We start from the raw sequence: 17,353 nt of genomic DNA on the forward strand, positions 1-17,353 counted from the left end.
CTGCTGGTGGCGGCTACTGCTGCGGTCCGCCTGCCGCGCCGCCTGCGGTGGCGATCGGCACGGCGAACCCGATCCCGACGAAGAAGTCCTGGTGGGCGGGGTTGGCCAGGGCGGTCACGATGCCGACGACCTGCCCGGCCGAGTTGAGCAGCGGGCCGCCGCTGTTGCCCGGGTTGACCGCCGCGTCGAACTGGATGAGCCCGTCGATCGTCGTCCCGCGGTCGGTGGAGATGCTGCGCTCCGCGCCCGACACCACCCCGGCGCTCAGGCTGGCGGTGAGCCCCAGCGGGTTGCCCACCGCGAACACCGCCTCCCCGACGGTGGGCGGCCCCGCCAGCACGGCGGGCACGACCATCTCGGGCAGCCGGTCGACGGCCAGCACGGCGATGTCCTCGGCGGGCTGCGCGGCGACGACCCGCGCGGCCGCGGTGGTGCCGTCGGCGAACGCCACCTGCACCTGCCCGGCCCCCTCCACGACGTGCAGGGCCGTGAGGACCGACCCGTCGCCGTTGATGACGACCCCGCTGCCGAGCCCGCCGTCGCTGAGCGCCGCCCCCGGCAGCTGCGCGGTCACCGTGACCAGGGAGGGCGCGATCGCCTGGAACGCGACCGTCGCATCCGGGGGTGCGTTCCGCTCGACCTCCTGGGCCTGCTCGACGCCGCGCTGCACGGCCTGGTCGACGTCGGCGCGGGTGAGCGGCGGCGTCCCGGCGGGCAGGAACAGCCACAGCGCGACGGCGACCAGCACGACGAGGGCCGCGGCGCCGACGAGCAGCGCCCGCCGGCGTCGAGGTCGGTCGGCGGGTGCCACCTCCGACCCACCGGGCGACGTCACCGTCTCGGTAGGTCGCATTTTCATAACGGTACGCGTGGGTGGGGGAAATGCCAGGTGGAACGGACGATTGTGGCGGGTTCGGCGGCGCCCGGACCGGCCGGGAGCTCCGCGCCGTGCCACTCTGTGATCCATGGGCGAGGAGGTCGCGGCGCGGTCGTTCACGCGCGCGGACCGCACGCGGTACCGGCAGAAGGTCCGGCGCTGCCTGGACGTCTTCGAGCGGATGCTGCGCGAGGCGCGCTTCGACGGCTCCCAGCAGCTGGTGGGCCTGGAGATCGAGCTGAACCTCGTCGACGGCACCGGCGACCCGGCCATGCGCAACCTCGAGGTGCTCGACGCCATCGCCAACCCCGACTTCCAGACCGAGCTGGGCCAGTTCAACGTCGAGATCAACGTGCCGCCGGTGCCGCTGGCCGGGTCGGCGCTGGTCGAGCTGGAGGAGCGGGTGCGCCGTGACCTGAACGCGGCGCACGACGCGGCCACCGGGGTCGGCGCTCGGATGATGACGATCGGCATCCTGCCCACGCTCACCACGAGCCACCTGCGCAGCGACGCGCTCACCGCCAACCCGCGCTACCGGCTGCTGAACGAGCAGGTCTTCGCCGCCCGCGGGGAGGACCTCCAGCTCGCCGTCGACGGCCCCGAGCGGCTGCGCACCAGCGCCGACTCGATCGCCCCCGAGGCGGCGTGCACCAGCGTGCAGTTCCACCTGCAGGTCGGCCCGGACGCGTTCCCGGCGCACTGGAACGCCGCCCAGGCCGTGGCGGGCGTCCAGCTGGCGGTCGGCGCGAACTCGCCCTACCTGTTCGGCAAGGAGCTGTGGCGCGAGACGCGCATCGCGCTGTTCGAGCAGGCCACCGACACCCGCTCCGACGAGCTCAAGGAGCAGGGCGTGCGGCCGCGGGTCTGGTTCGGCGAGCGCTGGATCACCTCGATCTTCGACCTGTTCGAGGAGAACGTCCGCTACTTCCCGGCCCTGCTGCCCATCGTCGACGACGAGGACCCCGTCGCCGTCCTGGACGCGGGCGACACCCCCTCGCTGGCCGAGCTCCGGCTGCACAACGGCACGGTCTACCGCTGGAACCGGCCGGTCTACGACGTCGTCGACGGCATCCCGCACCTGCGCGTCGAGAACCGCGTCCTCCCCGCCGGCCCCACCGTCGCCGACACCCTCGCCAACGCCGCGTTCTGGTACGGCCTGGTGCGGGTGCTCGCCGAAGGCGACCGCCCGGTGTGGAGCAGGCTGTCCTTCGCCGCCGCCGAGGAGAACTTCCACAACGGCGCCCGGCACGGCATCGACGCCCGCGTCTTCTGGCCGGGTGCCGGCGAGGTACCGGCCACCGAGCTGGTCCTGCGCCACCTCCTCCCGCTCGCCCACGAGGGCCTGGCCCGCTTCGGCGTCGACACCGCCGTCCGCGACCGCCTCCTCGGCATCATCGAAGCCCGCTGCATCACCGGCCGGAACGGCGCCCACTGGCAGGTCGAGACGGTCCGCGCGATGCAGCGCGCCGGCGGCAACCGCGTCGGCGCGCTGCGCCGGATGGCGCTGCGCTACGCCGACCACATGCACGCCAACGAACCCGTGCACACCTGGCCGATCGAAGCGTGAGCGACCGCCGGTCGGCAGCGGCACGTCAGCGGTGGGGTGAGCCGCCGAGACGGGTAGCCTGGCCGCGCTCGTCCCGGTGGTTGCTTGCGCCACGGGGGCGAGTGGCCCGCGAGACGGGTCGGGGGCGGTAGCTCAGCTGGTCAGAGCAGCGGACTCATAATCCGTCAGGTCGTGGGTTCGAACCCCACCCGCCCCACACAACTACTCTACCAGGGGAAACGCCCTCCGGCCAAGCCGGCTCGTGATCACCGCACCGGCACAGCCTGACGGATCGTCCGCACCGCCGCTCCCGCCTCCGGCCAGTCTCGGCTTGTCTGACCAGCTGAGCTACCGCCCTCGGCTTAGGTGGGTACGAAGAACCCGAGTGCATCGCTACCGCCGAGTCGAAAGCCTGGTTAGTGTCGCTGCCTGACGGGCTCCAAGAGATCGATCGGACGCTGTGACGACAATCACACTGCCCCCGTTAATGTTGCAGTTGAGTAACGTTGATCAACGCGACCAGGGCTTTCTCGATCCCCCGCTCTTGCGAAGCAACCTGAACGCCGGGTTCGGTGGACAAACGGGCGTGTGTTGTGGTGTCCTCGCCGTAGGCGCAACTCGGAGAGTTGTCGGCGCGTGGTATCATACCATTGCGTCGCCTCTGCCTGCGGCACACTAGACGGGTGTGCACGTGCGACCACCCTCACGCTGAGCCCACGGACCCGTGGGTGGGCCGCCTCGTCTTCTCCATCTTCAAGGGGCGACACGCGCCGTTCTGGATCACTCTGTGGCTGGTGTTGATCGTCGCCGGAGGAGTCATCGTGGCAATGACGGCGGGGCCGGTGGTCGCGACTGCACTAGGCGGGGCCGGATTGTCGGCAGTCGTCGCAGCCATGATCAAGGCGCGCAAGCCGACGGCCACTTCAGACCCGACACTCGAACCTCCTCCGATTTCGCCGGCTACCGGGGCTACTCCTGCCCCGTGACAGGCACATCTCCATCGCGAGCGGGCGGCTCAGGGCGCCGACGGTTGATCCACGCCGCCAGTACGACGCCGGCCGGGCCAGCTATTCCCACAACCAGGGTCACCCACAGCTCGGGCGTCATCCCTCTACCTCCCAGTTCGAGTGCCTTCTTGGCACTGCTCGGGGGAAAGCTAGACACCGGCCGCCGACAGAATCACGGGCCCCGCAGCCCCCTGACCTGGGATATCCACAACCCTGGCAGATCATCTTCGGCTGTACTTGCAGGTCGGGGGCTCGTGGGCGAAGTCCCAACCCTGGTTGTAGGGGTTCGGGGCGGGTGCAGGTCGGGCAGCGTCCGCCCTACACGCGCCTACAACGACGAAAAGCCCCCTCCGGAGAGGGGGCTCGGGTCTAGCTCGGTACTACTTCTCGGGGACCAGGTAGGCCGCCAGGGCGGTCGGGTCGGTCGTCAGCCGCTGTGCAGGAGCTCTCGCGCCTTCCCTGTCGCCTCACCGCCGCCACGGCCCATGCCGGTCGGCGTCAGAAAGCCTGCTTTCCGTGCCCGTTGAACGTGCCCCTTGACCGTCGCGGCGGGCCGGCCGATCGCGTCGGCGAGCGTGTCCGTGATAGCCCGACCGGGGAGCGCTGAGACCTCCTCGTAGGCCACGGCCAGTCGAGCCAGGTACCTGTCGCTGATCTCCCCGCCGGACTCCTCCCATGCGGTGCTGAGCGCGGCCAGGGCGCCGGTCTGTTCGCGGCGCTGCTGACGGCGCTGCTCGAACTCCTGACGTCGCAGAGGCTCAGCCACGGTCCGGAACGCGCTGTTCAGGGTCGAGAGCGTCAGCTCGGCGTCGCCGACGGCCCGGATCGTCACTTCGACCAGCCGGCCACTGTCGCGGCCGAGGACCACCTCGTACGGGCTGCTGATCGTCTCGTGCTCTACCGCCATCGCCGCAGGTTAGCACCATCGCAGCGTCGCACGACGGACCCGACCGAAGACCGTCGCACTGTCGTGCTACAGTTCTACTGTAGCTCGGTCCTGCCGGGCAGGGGGACCAGGAACGGACCGCTCGGCGGGCCGGTGGCCCCGACCGGGCGTAGCGGCCCGGCTAACCGAACAGGTGACGCGGCACCGAGACCAATCCGTGCGCTCTGTCTCAGAGTCGAACAACCAGCCCGCCGGGACGGCGCTCAGCGCCCAGCGGGATCTACCGGCCTCAGTCAGGGGATCGCATCTAAGTCGATCCCTGCCGGGAGTGGTGACGACCGAGGACAGCGCGCCGCCGCGAACAACGGAACTCCAGAGACAACACCGAGAGGAGATCACGATGAACACGAATACCCGAGAGGTCACTGGAGTGCCGCACTGGCTGTACGCCGTCGTGTCCGTTCTGGCTGATGGATTCCACGCGATGACGGTCTATTCGTCCCTGCTGCTCCGAGAGACGGACGAGATGTACCGGCCGGTGCGAGAGTTCCTGGCCGCGCATTGCAACACGCTCGGATCGGTCGAACGAGCCGAGGATCCGGACATGATGTTCGGCGGAGCCGACTTGCTGGTCTATTCGATCTGGGAGGACTGCCCTGGACCGTTGGTGGTCCACGCTTGCAAGTGCGAACTATTCGAGGTGGCAACATGACAACCGCAGTAGCGAGCCGATTCAACAGGCTCACACACAAGGAAGCGCTTATGGAGGCGGACGCTCGCGAGACGTGGCTGGTCGACGGTTTGATAAGTGCGACCAGCACTCTGGTCTACGGGGAAGCGAAGGTAGGCAAGTCGTTTCTGATGTCCGCGATGATCGCGGCGCTCGTATCGGGAGACGACTACCTCGGCCGGTCGGTTCCGCAGGACCGAGAACTATCGGTCGCGGTCTGTTGGACCGATGACGGTGGAGCAGGCGACTACGCGAGTCAGATTCGAGGCGTACTGCCGGAAGAGGTTCAACCGCCGGTCGACTACTACATGCTTCCAGCGATGCGTTGCCACGATGACTGGCAGGCGCTGTACGAGGAGGTAATATCGAACGGGAATACTCTGGTTGTGATCGACAATCTCACACAGGCACTGAACGGCTCGATCAACCATGACGAGCCGGTCCGAGACTTCTTCGACGGCGTCCGACTGTTCACGCGGTCAGGGATTCCGGTTGTGATCGTCGGACACTCGTCGGACAAGTCCGGAGACTCGGGGTGGAAGTCGGACAAGCCGATGGGCAACTCGGCCATCTCCCAGTCAGTGCGCTGGCGCTGTTTCGTCAAGCGGTCCCGCAAGGGCAACCTGACGTTGACTTTCAGCGGAAACTATGCCGAGTCGCACGAGATCACCGTCAAGCACGGTGCCGGAGCTAGGTTTGAGGTGATCGACGAGAAGTCAGCCGATACGCTGAAGTCGGCCGGCGAAGCCAAAAAGCGCGATCGCGATTCGTCCAAGCTGGCGGAGGTGGAAGAGATGGCGGACTGGATCGTCGAGAACGCTCCGGCTGGCTCGTCGCAGCGCGACGTTGCCGGTCTCCTGGCTGACAAGTTCGGCGGGTCGGCAGGCACTTACCAGTCGTCGCTCTCTAGGCGGGACCTGTCAGGTCTCGTCAGGAAGGACGCTCACGGCGTCTGGGTGAGGCGCTGATGCAGTGATGCAGTGATGCCCCCCTACGGAGGTTCGTGCCTCACCTCCTACCCCCGATGAACGTTCTCTCCGCTCCGCTGCGGAGAGGGCGAGATATGGGCCGCCTTGGAGCGGCCTTCCCGCCTGTCAGCGGCCTTCCGTGGGCCGCCCCTGACAACGGCCGGCTCTGATGGCCGGCTGCTGCCCTGGCCTTCTACGGCGCCCATCAGAGCGCCGGATCGATCGGCGGCACCAAGCCGCCAGGAAGCAGACCCATGAAGCTACCTCCCAAGCGCCGCGGGCTGGGTAACCCGTTCGGCGCTCGGTGCACGACGACCGCCCCGGTTCCGGCCTCCAAGCCGGACCTGCGCAAGTATCCGGTCCCTCGCCGCAAGCCAGCGCCGGAGGGCACCACGCCCGGCGAGCGCCTGGCGTTCCGTTCCCACCTACGCGTGACACGCCCGGACGTGACCCGGTGGCGTACCGAGCACGGTGTCTGCGACCGGGACGGCGACACCGTGACCTACACCGGCGAGTGCCAGCGAGCCGGGTGCGGCTCGTGGTTCTCGGTCCAGCGCTGCCCGGCCGACGTCAACGCTCGGTGGCCCGGGTTCTGCTCCGAGGACTGTCGGGAGATTCACCAGGCGACCGGCGCCCGACGCCGGGACCGCAAGTTCCGCGCTGGGGAGACCAGCGGTGCCAGGCGACCGAAGTACCGGGAGTTCGATCCATCGTCGATGACGATCCTGGAGGCGGTCGACCTGGCCGAGAGGATCGTCTGCGGGCCTCCCCGTGGCGTCGGCCTGGACCGCTGGGCGACCGACCGGGCGTACGGGCTGGCCGCCGACTATCTGGAGGCTTACGAACGCGAATCGGCGTCTTACCGGTCCTGACCTGCGGCGATGCAGCAGTAAAGACATAGTATGGGTAGAGAGGTAGAGAAAGGAGCACAACGAGCGCCTGACCAGCAGGTCTGGCGCTAGACCCAGGGTAGATGCAGGGCCGGTCTTTGGACCGGCCCTTTTTCATGCACAGGAGGGAGCCGCCGTGCGGTTCACCGGATGCGGACACCCGGTCCGCACATCCAACGTCGATCTCGAAGGCGAGCGCGTCCGCTGCAAGACGTGCCGTCGTCAGCGCCAGGCCCGCTACCAGCGCGGCCGATATAGACGGACCACCCGTCCAACGGAGGACTAGATGGAATCGCTAGGGCAGACGCTCGACCGGATCGCTCGCGAGACGGTGACGAGCAACGAAGCCAACGAACAGAATCGGGACGAGCAGGCCCGGGACGTACACGAGCAGGCGATGACCGACCTGCTCGACCGCTGAAGGAGAAAAAATGCCAGAAATCGATTTGAAGCGCGACGCAGCGATCATGTCGCTGCACGAGATTCCCCGCGAGCTGACAGGTATCGGGGTGGAGGTGCCCAAGGCTGTCCGGGACGCCATCGCTGCGACCGGCTGGGTCGACCTGTCGGACCAGACTGCTGAGGTCGAGAGCGCCAAGCAGGCGCTGCGAGTGGCCAGCAGCGAGGAGGACTGGCAGGCCGCGCAGAAGGACCTGCTGAAGGCCGCCGCGGATGGCTACGTGTGGTCTGAGATCAAGTCCTACGTTGCGAGCGTCAAGACCCAGCGGGTGACGACGGCGATCAACGAGACCTCGGACGAGATGGTCCGCAGCGTGTGCGACCGCTACAACGCGGTGGCGCTTAGCTTCACCGCCGCCGCAGAGCAGATTCCATCCGGGCTGGACGGGCTCAGCCTGTTCGATCTGACCCCGGAGGAGGCTGCTGCGCTCCAGACAGCGAAGCAGCAGGGCCAGGAACTGGATCGAGTCCTGAGGGTCTACAAGTCGATCTCGAAGCTGCGCGGGTGGACGGCGTTGAGCCCGCACCAGCGCACCGTCGCTCAGGCCGCGCAGATCGGTGACTACGAGTACGCCGATCAGCTCTCCAGGGCTGCCGGGATGATCCAGGTCTACGCGACCCGCGGGCACGGGATCTCGACAGCGCTCGCGCCGCTCGCGCCGCACATCGTGGTGATCCTGACTGGCGGGACTCTCAACCTGAAGCCGCCGGCCGAGGCCGACGAGTACGTGTACTCACTGCCGTACGAGTTCGAAGACGAGAAGACCATGCCCCCCGGCTACCGGATCGGCGCCTGATGGACCAGTCCGAGTACCGACGCCAGCTCGCCGAGACGGCTGGCTTCACGGGCCCAAAGGCCGAGCAGTTCGCCGACCTCTTGGTCGGTGAGACCGCCGACGAGCTGACCGAGTCGGCCGCACGCCTGGTCGACCTCGGCAAGAGCTTGGTGCCGCCTCCGGACCTGCCGATCGATCCGAGTCAAGGTATGGGCGATTGGCCCGCTCGGGCCGACCACGGCCAAGCCTGGATGGCCAAGCAGATGGACACCATCGCCGGCCGGGGCCGCGACCCATGGGCTCTGACCCTGGGCTGGTAACGAGCCAAACCTACTCGAATATCTCGCAAGCCTCGGGCATCAAGCCCGAGGCTTTCTTAGTGCCCAAGCCTTTATGCATACGAAACAGGCCCAGATCCTAACCGAAGGAGCTGTCGTAATACCGACCACGAGAAGATCGAGTGACGATACAGAGAGGTCGAGCCAGGCGACCTGCTCGGCCGACCCGCACGAACCTCGCCGAATCGAAGCAGGGTCGAACACGACGAGCCGAACGATCGGTTCGGCACGAAGGTTCGGTGTGCGATTCCGCCGCGACTACCGGTCGCCGGGCTGGGGCTGCCGCCGGCTACTGAGCTGCTGGGCGGGTAGGGCAGTGAGACCGCGAGCTACGGGCGGGTGTGCTGGGACTCGGGTGGGTACGTGCCGGGGTACCGGGCTGCGTGTCGGGACAGCGGGACTGCTGGGTGCGGGCGCTGCGCTGGGCTAGCGCTGCTGGGGCAGGGGTGGCCGGCTAGGGAGTGCGCTGCGTGCTGGGGGCAGGCAGCGGCGTGCAGGCGCGCTGCTAGGGGCAGCGCTGGGGCTGCTGGCACTGGCCGGCGGACGTGTCGTCGGCCGCGGGTGAGCGGGTGCGGGCCGGCGCGAGCGGGGGCAGGGGCGGGCACCCGCCCGCCCGCCCGCGTGATCGGCGTGTAATGCGGGTGCCTGGTTCTGTACGGGTTCCAAGGTCGATCAGCTCCCTGGACGCCGGCCCGGCCAGTCGATGCGGAACGCCCGCAGCACAAGGGGCAGGGACGCCATGATCGCGGCGCGTTGCGCCGGCTTCGAGCCGCGCAGAGCTACGAGCACCACGCAGAGCTTGACGAGCAGCAGCAGTGCGATCAGGCCAGCAGCGGCCAGCGCCAAGACACCAGTGATGGCGGACATCGAAGGCAGAGCCTTTCCATCTTCATCTCCATCTCCCTGGTGTCCCCAAGGACGGGCTGCGGAGGTCACCGTACCGGCGTGCGGTGCCGCGCCACGGCGCTGGCTCGTCGTATGCACCCCCGGCCTACAGCGCGAGGACTGCCTAGGGATGTGACCTCGCTCGCGCACGTGCGCCCTAGAGGGATCTCCCGCTAGCCTGCTGATCTCGCTACTAGCGCTGCCGGCGGTCCTTCCAGCTGTGCTCTCGATCCTGTTCGGGCTCGGGGTCTACGTCCTGCGCGCCCTGACGGGCCGCTAGGTAGAGCTGGGTGGGTCGGCGCTGCCAGCCGAGCTGCTGTCCTGAGTGGGCGTCTGCGGATCTGGACGCCCACGGATCGCTCGAATCAAGGCGGGGAGCTTCTGCTGGCCAGCGTGCTTGATCGCCCACCGGCCCACGGCTTCCTTGCTGTTGCAGAGGCGCAGGACGAAGCACATCAGCAGGATCCAGAGCGGCTGGTGGAAGAGGGCCAGCCCGAGCACCACGAGCGCTAGCCAGCTCGGAGTATCGCCGAGTAGCTGGCTGAGGGGCACATGCACATGAGACCATGTGCGACCCAGGACGCGCCAGATCAGACAGCCACCCCGAGAGTAGCGCAGCAATAACGCTACGGTCAATCACTACATCAAGATTTTTTTTGTTGCGGTAGGTGGCTACTCCGAGTCTGGCGCCTCGTCCAGCTCGCCGGCCAGGCGCCGGCGGTTCAGCTCCGCCATCTCGTCCCTGACCTTGGCCGCGTCCCATCGGGCGTGGCCGGTCGGGGTCACCACGGACGGAGTAATCCATCCCCGGGCTCTGTACCGGTGGATCGTCTGGACGTTCAAGCCCAGCTCACGCGCCAGTTCACCGCTCGTCATGAGGCGGGGTCGGGGGCTGGGCACAGCCCAACGTTAATCGAGCCGAGACCCCCGTACAGCCTATCGGTACACACTTTCGGGCGAACGCCTATGTCGCTCGTTGCTAGTACATGGGAGTAGCTACTACGCGTGTGTAGATAGTGACTACACTCCCCGGTAGCCAGATGTCCGGTTCGGGGAGGTAGCGTGGAGTTCAAGTACCCGTGCGACTACTGCCCGGACGAGGTCGAGTTCAACGAGAAGGCCGGGGTGTGGGTGCACAAGAAGAACGGGGTCCGGCAGTGCCGGGACGGGATGGCCTCCACGGTCGCCCGGCCGGCGGCGCCGGCTACCCGCACTCGGCTACCAGGGAGACGCGGATGACCGTCGGGATCAACGACCACATCCTGATGGCTGCCGAGCCTGGGTTGGCTCAGCGCACGCTCAACGAGCACGCCCGAGTCCCTGGCGGTTGCGCGGTCTGTGGACCACAGCCTGAGCAGGACGGAGCGAACCCCTGCGAGGCGCGAAGCACCGCGACCCGAGCCCTGTACCTGACGATGGCCGTGATCAACATGATCGCCGAAGGCAGGCCCCACGTCCTACACGAGAACCGCCCGCTCGGCGCGTACGTCGAGCGCCGGGCCCAGCCCGGCTGGATCTGACCAGCCTGCACACCCGTCTCCGGTCAGCGTCGAGCGCTGCCCGGCACCCGTCCACCAGCAAGGGGTACTGATGTACGCGATCCCGGTCCCGCCGATCGAGCCGATCTACAAGCGGTCGAGCCATGCCCTACACCTGATCTTGACGATCCTGTCGGTCGGAGTCTGGGGGCTGCTGGTCTGGTGGCCGATGGCTCTGATCACCAACTCCTCGAACAACCGGAAGCGCCGCGCCTACCAGCGCGAGCGCGCCAAGTACGAGCAGGACCGGTGGGCGTTCGAGCAGGCCCACCGGACGCCGCCGCCAGGCTCATGGTGATGAGCAGCGCGGGATGGGTCTACTCCCATCCGGTGGCGTCGTTGAGATCAACCTTCTCGGCTTTGTCGATCAGCTTGGCAAATCGCTTGCTCTTGTGATGCTCCTTGATCCACGTCATCAAGACGGAAGCAAGGCCACCAGCGCCAACGACGGCGACCGCTAGCGGGGCTAGAGAAGGGAGCAGAGTGAGCACAGGCAGTCTCCATGACGAGGGCATGAAGCACGACTGGGCTGCCACCGACGACCGCCGACCAGTGATTGGGCGCCTCCACCTTGGGAATAGAGGCCACTGCTCAGTGCCAGCCTCCCAGTCTCGCCGTACCGGGCATGCTCTTGGCTGGATCTTGGTGCCGGTGAAGCCGTGCTTCACATCAACGCTGGGGTACCTGGGCTTCCTCTCGTACGAAGCGGGCGGCGAGACCATGCTCCCTCTGGGTGGCAAGGGCTGTCGAGATTACGCCCGAGTCTGAGGTTGCAAGTCCACTCTACCCGCTGTCACCGACGGCTTGCTCCGTGCATCCAGGGAGCGATCCCTACGGCTCCTGCCAGAGCTGCACCAGGTGGTGCTCTACCGGCTCGTCGTCCGTGTCGAGCGTGTGTGCCGCTCGTCCTGCGTCGAACCCACGGACGGACAGCCGGACGTGGTAGCGGTCGCCCGGAGCGACCGCGAACTCTGGAACGTCCTCCAGCATGTCTGCCTCAACCACAGCCAGGAGGCGGTCACCCTTGCTAACCGCCACCAGGTCCTCAACACGCTCCCACTCGGCCCCGTCAGGGGCCGTAGCCGGCGGCTGATCGAACGTCTCGACCGTCACGCTGACCGGCCCGTCGATCGTGCCGGTCTGGACGACCACCCCGCCCTGGTCGGACGCGGACGGGAGCAACAGTCGATTGGCCGGAGCGCCGGGCTCTAAGAACGGGAGCACGGCGCCGGGATGCCCGAGGCAGTACTGGCCGTGCTCGACAAACGCGATTTCGGTTCCTCGCATTGCTGATCTCCCGGTGTCGAGGCTACGGCTGGACATAGTACGCGTCGCCGCTCATCACGTGGTATCGGGCGAAGAAGGTGAGGAGCCGGCGTCCGCCGGTCGTATTGTCACCGTTCGGAACGTGCTCGGTCACCGCGAACTGCGGAGTCCCTTGCAGCGACGAGCTGAACGGGTACTCGTCGCACGAGTCCAGCAACTCGGCCGGCGTACCGGCTGGGCTCTCGATCCGCGGGAAGTTCGCCGGGCAGACCATCCGTCGCTTCTTGTTCTGCGCGGACGTAGGCAGGAACTCGCGGATCAGCGGGTTGCCGAACCCCGGTCGGCCGAGGTTCTGCGTCTTCGGGTTCTGCTGTGCGCGAGCCACGAACGCCGCGTGCAGCGGAGCCGGCGGCTGCGGGAACTCCGGGCTGTTGATCACGAACGTCGGGTCGAAGTCCTCCAGGACGCACCCGGGCCGGCCTTCGATGCCGAACCGCTGCTTACCGTCGTCGCACCGGACCGGACCGAGCACGCTGAACGGGCTGCCCGCGGTGGTACCAGAGTTGACCGCGGCGGGGTGGAACAAATGCAGCGTGATCGACTGGGACGAGGTCGACACAGCCTGGACGCCCCCAGAGATCCGGACGTCGCCGGTGATCACCGAGTTCTCGACGACCGGGACGTTCGGCTGGCTTGCGCCGCCAGCGATCGTGCAGTCACCCCGGCACTCGGCAACGACAGCGGCGGTGGTGCCTGTCGCTGCCTCTCCGGTCAAGCCGAAGATCCGCGCCGTGTAGTGCGCGGTCCAATCGCGAGAGTCCCCGGACGTCTTCTCGGAGATGGTCACCGAGGCCATCGCCGTCCCGATGATCGGTCCGGTCACCGGATCGCCCCGGCGCAGGTTGAACGAGTAGACGCGGGACTTGCAGTCCCCGAACCTGGACCGGTCGGCCGGGTTACAAGCGTCCACCTGGGCCGGCTCCGGCGGCGGCTGGAGTGGCGTCATCGCTGTACTCACCGGCTCCGGTGCGGCGTAGCCGACTCCCGGTGTGATTAGGAGCGAAGCGGCGGCGACGATCGTCGCCACGGCAGCGTTTCGTATGCGGTGCATTAGTCCCCCGGTGATCGATCCGCACGAGCGCAGCACGAACTAGGGGTACGCGAAGGCGTCCCCTACGGTGCCTGCTCGGTTGCAGTGACTTGCCGGGAGGTTAGGGGGAGGAGAAAGATCAGCGTGGGCGAACCGTGCGACTGGCGGCTTTACGACAGCAGCGGACTACTGGGCAGGCCGGTAGCGCAGTGCCCGTAGCAGATTCTCGTACCCACCAGGCGCGAAGAGATCGACACGATGAATCCGCGTCAGCCGTTCAGGCACCTCACACTCTTCCAGTCTGACCGGGATGATGAAGATTGAGTCATGTGGCTGTTCGTCTGCGCGGTCGAGTGCGAATCGTAGCTCACGGTGGATGTAGCCCGCTTTGGTGATTGGGGCACGAGAAAGGCAGGCGACGACGAACGAGGCAGCTTTGATTGCCCTGCGTATCTCTAAGTCCCAGTCTTGGCCGGGAATCAAGTCACGTTCATCGAACCAGCACCTGATGCCGTCTGCAACGAGATGGTGGTACAACCTTCTGACGTGCTGCTTGTCGCCTGATGAATGACATAGGAAAGCGGGTCCCGTTGGGGTCCCTAGCCAGGGAGGATCCGGTGCCCACTGGTAAGCATTGAACGCATTTCCGACGATGCCTGTGTTGACTGGCCTAGTTTTGGCTTCAGGGTCGACCCAGCAGTAACTATCGACGGGTGCCCTGACGGGCGTGTCCCATCTGTCCGGCTGCACGGCGGTCAATCTACGGGGGGCTGGACATGGCGTCGAGCCGAGCAGAGCTGCATACTCGTCAAGTCCCTAGCCGGGTGATTTTGGGTTGTTCTTACCGGTACTCGACGAGTTTGGGCCACTATGATGATCATTGGAGACCGTTAGTCGCTCGCCACCGGTACGACTCCTCGTCCCGGACGACCCGGTGGGTGAACTCGGCGCACGCGTCGACCACGATGCGCCGGACGTCCGGGTCCAGAGTGCGCAGGTGCATCGCCAGGGTGTCGAGCACGACCGCGAACCCGAGCGCGACCTCCTTGCGCTGAAGGCCGGCGTAGTACTGCTGGACCGCTCGGTACCGCATACAGGCCGCCGCAGCCTCGATGACGGCCTTGTCGTCTCTGTACGCCTGGATCTCGGCTGCGCGCCGCTCAGCCTCTGTAGGCACAGCTCTCCCCTCGTCGTGCACGCGGGGGAAGGCGCGGCAGGGGCAGGCTAGTACCGGTCGCTGATCCTGGCCCGGCGGTGAGCCTCGTGTGCTCGCTGGTCCGCCGCGCTGGCGGCGTACCGGCCGACCATCTGGCGGGAGCGCCACCCGGCCAGCCGCATCAGGTCTGTCTCGTTGCCTCCGTCGGACAGCCAGTCGTGCGCGAACTGGTGGCGGAACCGGTGGGGGTGTACTCCCTCGACGCCGGCCATCGCGGACCGGCGGGTCAGCATGTCCCTGACTCCGTGGTGGGTCAGTGCTCCCTTCTCAGCGATCCACAGAGCGGTCTCGCTGGCCTTCGGGTGCTTCGCCCGGGCACGCATGTACCGCCGCACCGCATCGGCCGGCTTAGGCCCGAACACGACGGTGCGGGGCCGGCGACCCTTGCCGGTCACCACGGCGGAGTCGGTCGTGAAGTCGACATCGGTGAGCTGGATACCGGTCAGCTCCGAGACCCGCATTCCGGTGTCGAGCAGTATCCGAAGGATCGCCGTGTCACGGCGGTCCAGGAACCCTGTGCCCTTGCACGCAGCTAGGAGCCGGACTACCTCATCCTCGGTCATGATCGGGACCGGTTTCTCCGGCACGGCCGGGGGAGACATCCGAGCGAACGGGTCGGTCTCGATGATCTCCTCGGCTGTCAGGTACTTGAACAACTGCTGTAGCGTCCTGTAGTTCTTCGCCACGTACGCGGGGCTGATCGGCTTCCAGTCGTACCTGAGCTGCTTGCGGGCAGCCAGGTCGATGAAGTAGTCCTCCAGGTCCCGGCGGGTAATCCGGGTAACCGTGGTCGACCTGCGTTCCTGGACCAGCCAGACGTATAGCGCTTCCGCTACCGCGACGTAGTCATTGATCGTGCGAGGCGCACGATTCCGGGTCAGCAGATTCCTGCGCCAGTCGCGGATGACCTCACGAAGATCGTCCAGGTCGGTGCTCACGCTGCCTCCATGATCAACATGGAGCGGCCCGTGGCCTGACGGATTGCGCCGGTGTCTGGCGCCTCGAACCCGTGTTTTCCCAGGTCAGAAGCTGGACACCCGGTGCGGACTCATAATCCGTCAGGTCGTGGGTTCGAACCCCACCCGCCCCACATACCTGCAGCTCAGAGCAGTGTGTCGGGCTCGTCGGCTACGCTAGTGTCCTGCGCCGCAAGTTCAAGGCGTAGCCGTTACGTTGTTAGTCATGTCGCGTCGTGGTCCGACCGCCGTGCAGATCGTTCTGTCTGCTGATGAGCGTGCTGAGCTGGAGCAGCGTGCGGATGGTGCGGATCGGCAGGCTGCGCAGCGGGCCCGGATTAATACTCCAGCCGTAGGTCGATATGGCCATTCGAGGGCTGCCTCTTGGCGCTGGTAGTGGCTGGGGTGGGCGCGGTGTTGGTGGCGTCGGCGCCAGGTCGACCGGGCCTCGGGACAGGCCAGGACACGGCAGGGTGCGATGACCAGGACTGTGAACAGCCGGCAGATCTCGTTGCAGGTCAGCGCTATCAGGCCGGCTGGTGCAGGCCGGGTGGTGTGCTCGTTGGCGGCAATCACCGCGAGCAAGGCGTGCGCGAGCATCGCGAACAACGTCCAGCGTCGCCAGGAGGTCCAGCGGCGGACCTGGTGCTCGTCCAGGCCGATCAGGCCCTTGCCTGCCTGGAACGACTCCTCCACCGTCCAGCGGCGTCCAGCGACCCGGACCAGCTCACGCAGCGGTACCGGTTCCGGGCTGTAGCAGCGGTAGAACGCCAGCTCACCGGTGTGGCGGTGGCGTCGCACGAGCAGCCACCAACACTGGGTGTCGCAGCCGGCGTCGGTGGTGTCGCGCCGAGCGCCTGCAGGTGGGTTCAGGGTGATCAGAGCCCAGTCGTAGTAGCGCTGCCCCTTCGCGCCCGGCCCGGCCGAGAGCCTCTGCCAGGCCCGTTTCGGCAGGCCGTCGGTCAGCACGTCGGCGCGGACCAGGCCCAGCGCGGTCGGGACGCGGCGGTCGCAGCCGATGGCCAACACGTAGCCGACCCGGCGCAGTTCCAACTCGGTGCGCAGGGCGGGATCGGCGCCGTAGACCTCGTCCCCGGCGACCCACCGCGCCGGTGTCCCGGCGTCGAGGGCACGGCAGATCATGCCGGTGGCCAGCCCGGGCTTGGTGAGGAACTCGACGTCGTCGGGCACGCCGGCCTGCGTGCACCGCTCGGGGTCGGTGGTCCAGGACTTCGGCAGGTAGAGCTCGCGGTCGATCATCGCGTGCCCACGCTCGCAGGCGTAGGTGAGGTAGACCGCGACCTGGGCGTTCTCGACACGTCCGGCGGTGCCGGTGTACTGGCGCTGCACCCCGACGGTGCACACGCCCTTCTTCAGGTCACCGGTCTCGTCGACCACCAGCACCGCGTCGGTGTCCCCGAGCCCGGTGGTGACGTAGTCGCGCAGGTCGTCGCGGACCCCGTCGGTGTCCCACGAGGCTCGGCCAAGCAGGTACTGCATGCCGTGCGGGTCGGCGTCGCCGGCGTGTTCGGCGATGCTCCAGCAACTTTCCGCGGCAGGTCAGCCAGCAACCCGAACAGGAACCCGCGAGCACGCCGACGCGTCTGCACCCTGACGAACCGCCCGGCCATCCGGTCCAGGAGCCTGTCGGTCTCAGCCCTCCACCGATCGGGCTCTACCCTGTGGCCCACGGCCACCGCTTGATCTTCGGTTGTCGACAAACGGACGAGGATCACGCGGTGGCTGCCTCACGTCCGGGACCGCCACGCCGCCAAGATCACGACCTACGGCTGGAGTACTAGTGGCTCGACACGCTGAGCCCACCAGGTAATTGATCTCGCTGCATCAGCCCGGGAGGCTGCCCGCACGTCGAGTGCGGGAGGTGACGGTGGCGCGCAGACCGAGCGTGTTCGTGCGGGCGTTGT

General features: G+C 67.3%; 20 protein-coding genes, 2 tRNA genes and 1 pseudogene. 12 read left to right on the forward strand and 11 right to left on the reverse strand.

Annotation, left to right across the window (positions count from 1 at the left end; all coding sequences use genetic code 11):
- Nucleotides 1-13 precede the first annotated feature (13 nt).
- On the reverse strand, nt 14-853 hold the full coding sequence (locus tag KDL28_RS32095; protein ID WP_252444572.1) for a S1C family serine protease: 840 nt from the start codon (nt 851-853) through the stop codon (nt 14-16).
- A 112-nt stretch (nt 854-965) separates the two neighbouring features.
- Here KDL28_RS32095 and KDL28_RS32100 point away from each other — a divergent pair, with 112 nt between their 5' ends.
- Entirely contained in the window at nt 966-2,444 is a 1,479-nt protein-coding gene (locus KDL28_RS32100; RefSeq protein ID WP_252444575.1) for a glutamate-cysteine ligase family protein, read from the forward strand.
- Between the two features lie 121 nt (nt 2,445-2,565).
- Nucleotides 2,566-2,640: transfer RNA gene (locus KDL28_RS32105), tRNA-Ile, on the forward strand.
- A 1,217-nt stretch (nt 2,641-3,857) separates the two neighbouring features.
- Here KDL28_RS32105 and KDL28_RS32110 read toward each other — a convergent pair.
- On the reverse strand, nt 3,858-4,337 hold the full coding sequence (locus KDL28_RS32110; RefSeq protein WP_252444577.1) for a hypothetical protein: 480 nt from the start codon (nt 4,335-4,337) through the stop codon (nt 3,858-3,860).
- Nucleotides 4,338-4,716: 379 nt separating this feature from the next.
- Here KDL28_RS32110 and KDL28_RS32115 point away from each other — a divergent pair, with 379 nt between their 5' ends.
- The 6 genes from KDL28_RS32115 to KDL28_RS32135 all read left to right on the forward strand — a co-directional run bounded on the left by KDL28_RS32115 (nt 4,717) and on the right by KDL28_RS32135 (nt 8,459).
- A complete protein-coding gene (locus KDL28_RS32115; RefSeq protein WP_252444579.1) occupies nt 4,717-5,028 on the forward strand; it encodes a hypothetical protein in 312 nt (103 codons plus the stop codon).
- Complete coding sequence (locus KDL28_RS32120) at nt 5,025-6,014, forward strand: AAA family ATPase (RefSeq protein WP_252444581.1); 990 nt, start codon at nt 5,025-5,027, stop codon at nt 6,012-6,014. The genes KDL28_RS32115 and KDL28_RS32120 overlap by 4 nt, the downstream gene beginning before the upstream one ends.
- 254 nt (nt 6,015-6,268) lie before the next feature.
- Nucleotides 6,269-6,886: a hypothetical protein gene (locus KDL28_RS32125; RefSeq protein ID WP_252444583.1), complete on the forward strand. Its 618-nt coding sequence runs from the start codon at nt 6,269-6,271 to the stop codon at nt 6,884-6,886.
- Between the two features lie 304 nt (nt 6,887-7,190).
- A complete protein-coding gene (locus KDL28_RS40760) occupies nt 7,191-7,325 on the forward strand; it encodes a hypothetical protein (protein ID WP_256503130.1) in 135 nt (44 codons plus the stop codon).
- Between the two features lie 10 nt (nt 7,326-7,335).
- Nucleotides 7,336-8,160, forward strand: coding sequence for a hypothetical protein (locus KDL28_RS32130; protein ID WP_252444585.1), 825 nt, complete (start codon nt 7,336-7,338; stop codon nt 8,158-8,160).
- Nucleotides 8,160-8,459, forward strand: coding sequence for a hypothetical protein (locus tag KDL28_RS32135; protein WP_252444587.1), 300 nt, complete (start codon nt 8,160-8,162; stop codon nt 8,457-8,459). The genes KDL28_RS32130 and KDL28_RS32135 overlap by 1 nt, the downstream gene beginning before the upstream one ends.
- A gap of 690 nt (nt 8,460-9,149) precedes the next feature.
- On the opposite strand, the gene KDL28_RS32140 is transcribed toward KDL28_RS32135, so the two are convergent.
- Both KDL28_RS32140 and KDL28_RS32145 read right to left on the reverse strand, forming a co-directional pair.
- Entirely contained in the window at nt 9,150-9,344 is a 195-nt protein-coding gene (locus tag KDL28_RS32140; protein WP_252444588.1) for a hypothetical protein, read from the reverse strand.
- Nucleotides 9,345-10,034: 690 nt separating this feature from the next.
- Nucleotides 10,035-10,238: a MerR family DNA-binding transcriptional regulator gene (locus KDL28_RS32145; protein WP_252444615.1), complete on the reverse strand. Its 204-nt coding sequence runs from the start codon at nt 10,236-10,238 to the stop codon at nt 10,035-10,037.
- 186 nt (nt 10,239-10,424) lie between these two features.
- Here KDL28_RS32145 and KDL28_RS32150 point away from each other — a divergent pair, with 186 nt between their 5' ends.
- From KDL28_RS32150 to KDL28_RS32160, 3 genes are all read left to right on the forward strand, one after another.
- Nucleotides 10,425-10,601: a hypothetical protein gene (locus KDL28_RS32150; RefSeq protein ID WP_252444590.1), complete on the forward strand. Its 177-nt coding sequence runs from the start codon at nt 10,425-10,427 to the stop codon at nt 10,599-10,601.
- The gene (locus tag KDL28_RS32155) at nt 10,598-10,882 is read left to right on the forward strand and encodes a hypothetical protein (protein WP_252444592.1); all 285 of its coding nucleotides are present in this window, start codon (nt 10,598-10,600) and stop codon (nt 10,880-10,882) included. The genes KDL28_RS32150 and KDL28_RS32155 overlap by 4 nt, the downstream gene beginning before the upstream one ends.
- Before the next feature lie 70 nt (nt 10,883-10,952).
- A complete protein-coding gene (locus KDL28_RS32160) occupies nt 10,953-11,198 on the forward strand; it encodes a hypothetical protein (RefSeq protein WP_252444593.1) in 246 nt (81 codons plus the stop codon).
- 19 nt (nt 11,199-11,217) lie between these two features.
- Here KDL28_RS32160 and KDL28_RS32165 read toward each other — a convergent pair whose 3' ends face one another.
- From KDL28_RS32165 to KDL28_RS32185, 6 genes are all read right to left on the reverse strand, one after another.
- Entirely contained in the window at nt 11,218-11,391 is a 174-nt protein-coding gene (locus KDL28_RS32165; RefSeq protein ID WP_252444595.1) for a hypothetical protein, read from the reverse strand.
- 340 nt (nt 11,392-11,731) lie between these two features.
- A complete protein-coding gene (locus KDL28_RS32170; protein ID WP_252444596.1) occupies nt 11,732-12,187 on the reverse strand; it encodes a hypothetical protein in 456 nt (151 codons plus the stop codon).
- Nucleotides 12,188-12,209: 22 nt separating this feature from the next.
- A complete protein-coding gene (locus KDL28_RS32175; RefSeq protein WP_252444598.1) occupies nt 12,210-13,253 on the reverse strand; it encodes a NucA/NucB deoxyribonuclease domain-containing protein in 1,044 nt (347 codons plus the stop codon).
- Between the two features lie 189 nt (nt 13,254-13,442).
- Complete coding sequence (locus KDL28_RS42265) at nt 13,443-14,006, reverse strand: toll/interleukin-1 receptor domain-containing protein (protein ID WP_372497134.1); 564 nt, start codon at nt 14,004-14,006, stop codon at nt 13,443-13,445.
- A gap of 127 nt (nt 14,007-14,133) precedes the next feature.
- Nucleotides 14,134-14,454: a hypothetical protein gene (locus KDL28_RS32180; protein ID WP_252444599.1), complete on the reverse strand. Its 321-nt coding sequence runs from the start codon at nt 14,452-14,454 to the stop codon at nt 14,134-14,136.
- A 26-nt stretch (nt 14,455-14,480) separates the two neighbouring features.
- The gene (locus KDL28_RS32185; protein WP_252444601.1) at nt 14,481-15,410 is read right to left on the reverse strand and encodes a tyrosine-type recombinase/integrase; all 930 of its coding nucleotides are present in this window, start codon (nt 15,408-15,410) and stop codon (nt 14,481-14,483) included.
- Between the two features lie 81 nt (nt 15,411-15,491).
- On the opposite strand from KDL28_RS32185, the gene KDL28_RS32190 reads away from it, so the two are divergent.
- Nucleotides 15,492-15,562: transfer RNA gene (locus KDL28_RS32190), tRNA-Ile, on the forward strand.
- A 204-nt stretch (nt 15,563-15,766) separates the two neighbouring features.
- Here the strand turns inward: KDL28_RS32190 and KDL28_RS32195 are convergent.
- A pseudogene (locus KDL28_RS32195) lies at nt 15,767-17,068 on the reverse strand (IS701 family transposase).
- Nucleotides 17,069-17,353: the final 285 nt, after the last annotated feature.

Source organism: Pseudonocardia humida, assembly GCF_023898865.1.
Taxonomy (GTDB): Bacteria; Actinomycetota; Actinomycetes; order Mycobacteriales; family Pseudonocardiaceae; genus Pseudonocardia; species Pseudonocardia humida.

Bases quoted from the DNA above. Each gene is read 5' to 3' on its own strand.
- KDL28_RS32095 (WP_252444572.1), bottom strand. From the start codon at position 853: ATGCGACCTACCGAGACGGTGACGTCGCCCGGTGGGTCGGAGGTGGCA.
- KDL28_RS32100 (WP_252444575.1), top strand. From the start codon at position 966: ATGGGCGAGGAGGTCGCGGCGCGGTCGTTCACGCGCGCGGACCGCACG.
- KDL28_RS32110 (WP_252444577.1), bottom strand. From the start codon at position 4,337: ATGGCGGTAGAGCACGAGACGATCAGCAGCCCGTACGAGGTGGTCCTC.
- KDL28_RS32115 (WP_252444579.1), top strand. From the start codon at position 4,717: ATGAACACGAATACCCGAGAGGTCACTGGAGTGCCGCACTGGCTGTAC.
- KDL28_RS32120 (WP_252444581.1), top strand. From the start codon at position 5,025: ATGACAACCGCAGTAGCGAGCCGATTCAACAGGCTCACACACAAGGAA.
- KDL28_RS32125 (WP_252444583.1), top strand. From the start codon at position 6,269: ATGAAGCTACCTCCCAAGCGCCGCGGGCTGGGTAACCCGTTCGGCGCT.
- KDL28_RS40760 (WP_256503130.1), top strand. From the start codon at position 7,191: ATGGAATCGCTAGGGCAGACGCTCGACCGGATCGCTCGCGAGACGGTG.
- KDL28_RS32130 (WP_252444585.1), top strand. From the start codon at position 7,336: ATGCCAGAAATCGATTTGAAGCGCGACGCAGCGATCATGTCGCTGCAC.
- KDL28_RS32135 (WP_252444587.1), top strand. From the start codon at position 8,160: ATGGACCAGTCCGAGTACCGACGCCAGCTCGCCGAGACGGCTGGCTTC.
- KDL28_RS32140 (WP_252444588.1), bottom strand. From the start codon at position 9,344: ATGTCCGCCATCACTGGTGTCTTGGCGCTGGCCGCTGCTGGCCTGATC.
- KDL28_RS32145 (WP_252444615.1), bottom strand. From the start codon at position 10,238: ATGACGAGCGGTGAACTGGCGCGTGAGCTGGGCTTGAACGTCCAGACG.
- KDL28_RS32155 (WP_252444592.1), top strand. From the start codon at position 10,598: ATGACCGTCGGGATCAACGACCACATCCTGATGGCTGCCGAGCCTGGG.
- KDL28_RS32160 (WP_252444593.1), top strand. From the start codon at position 10,953: ATGTACGCGATCCCGGTCCCGCCGATCGAGCCGATCTACAAGCGGTCG.
- KDL28_RS32170 (WP_252444596.1), bottom strand. From the start codon at position 12,187: ATGCGAGGAACCGAAATCGCGTTTGTCGAGCACGGCCAGTACTGCCTC.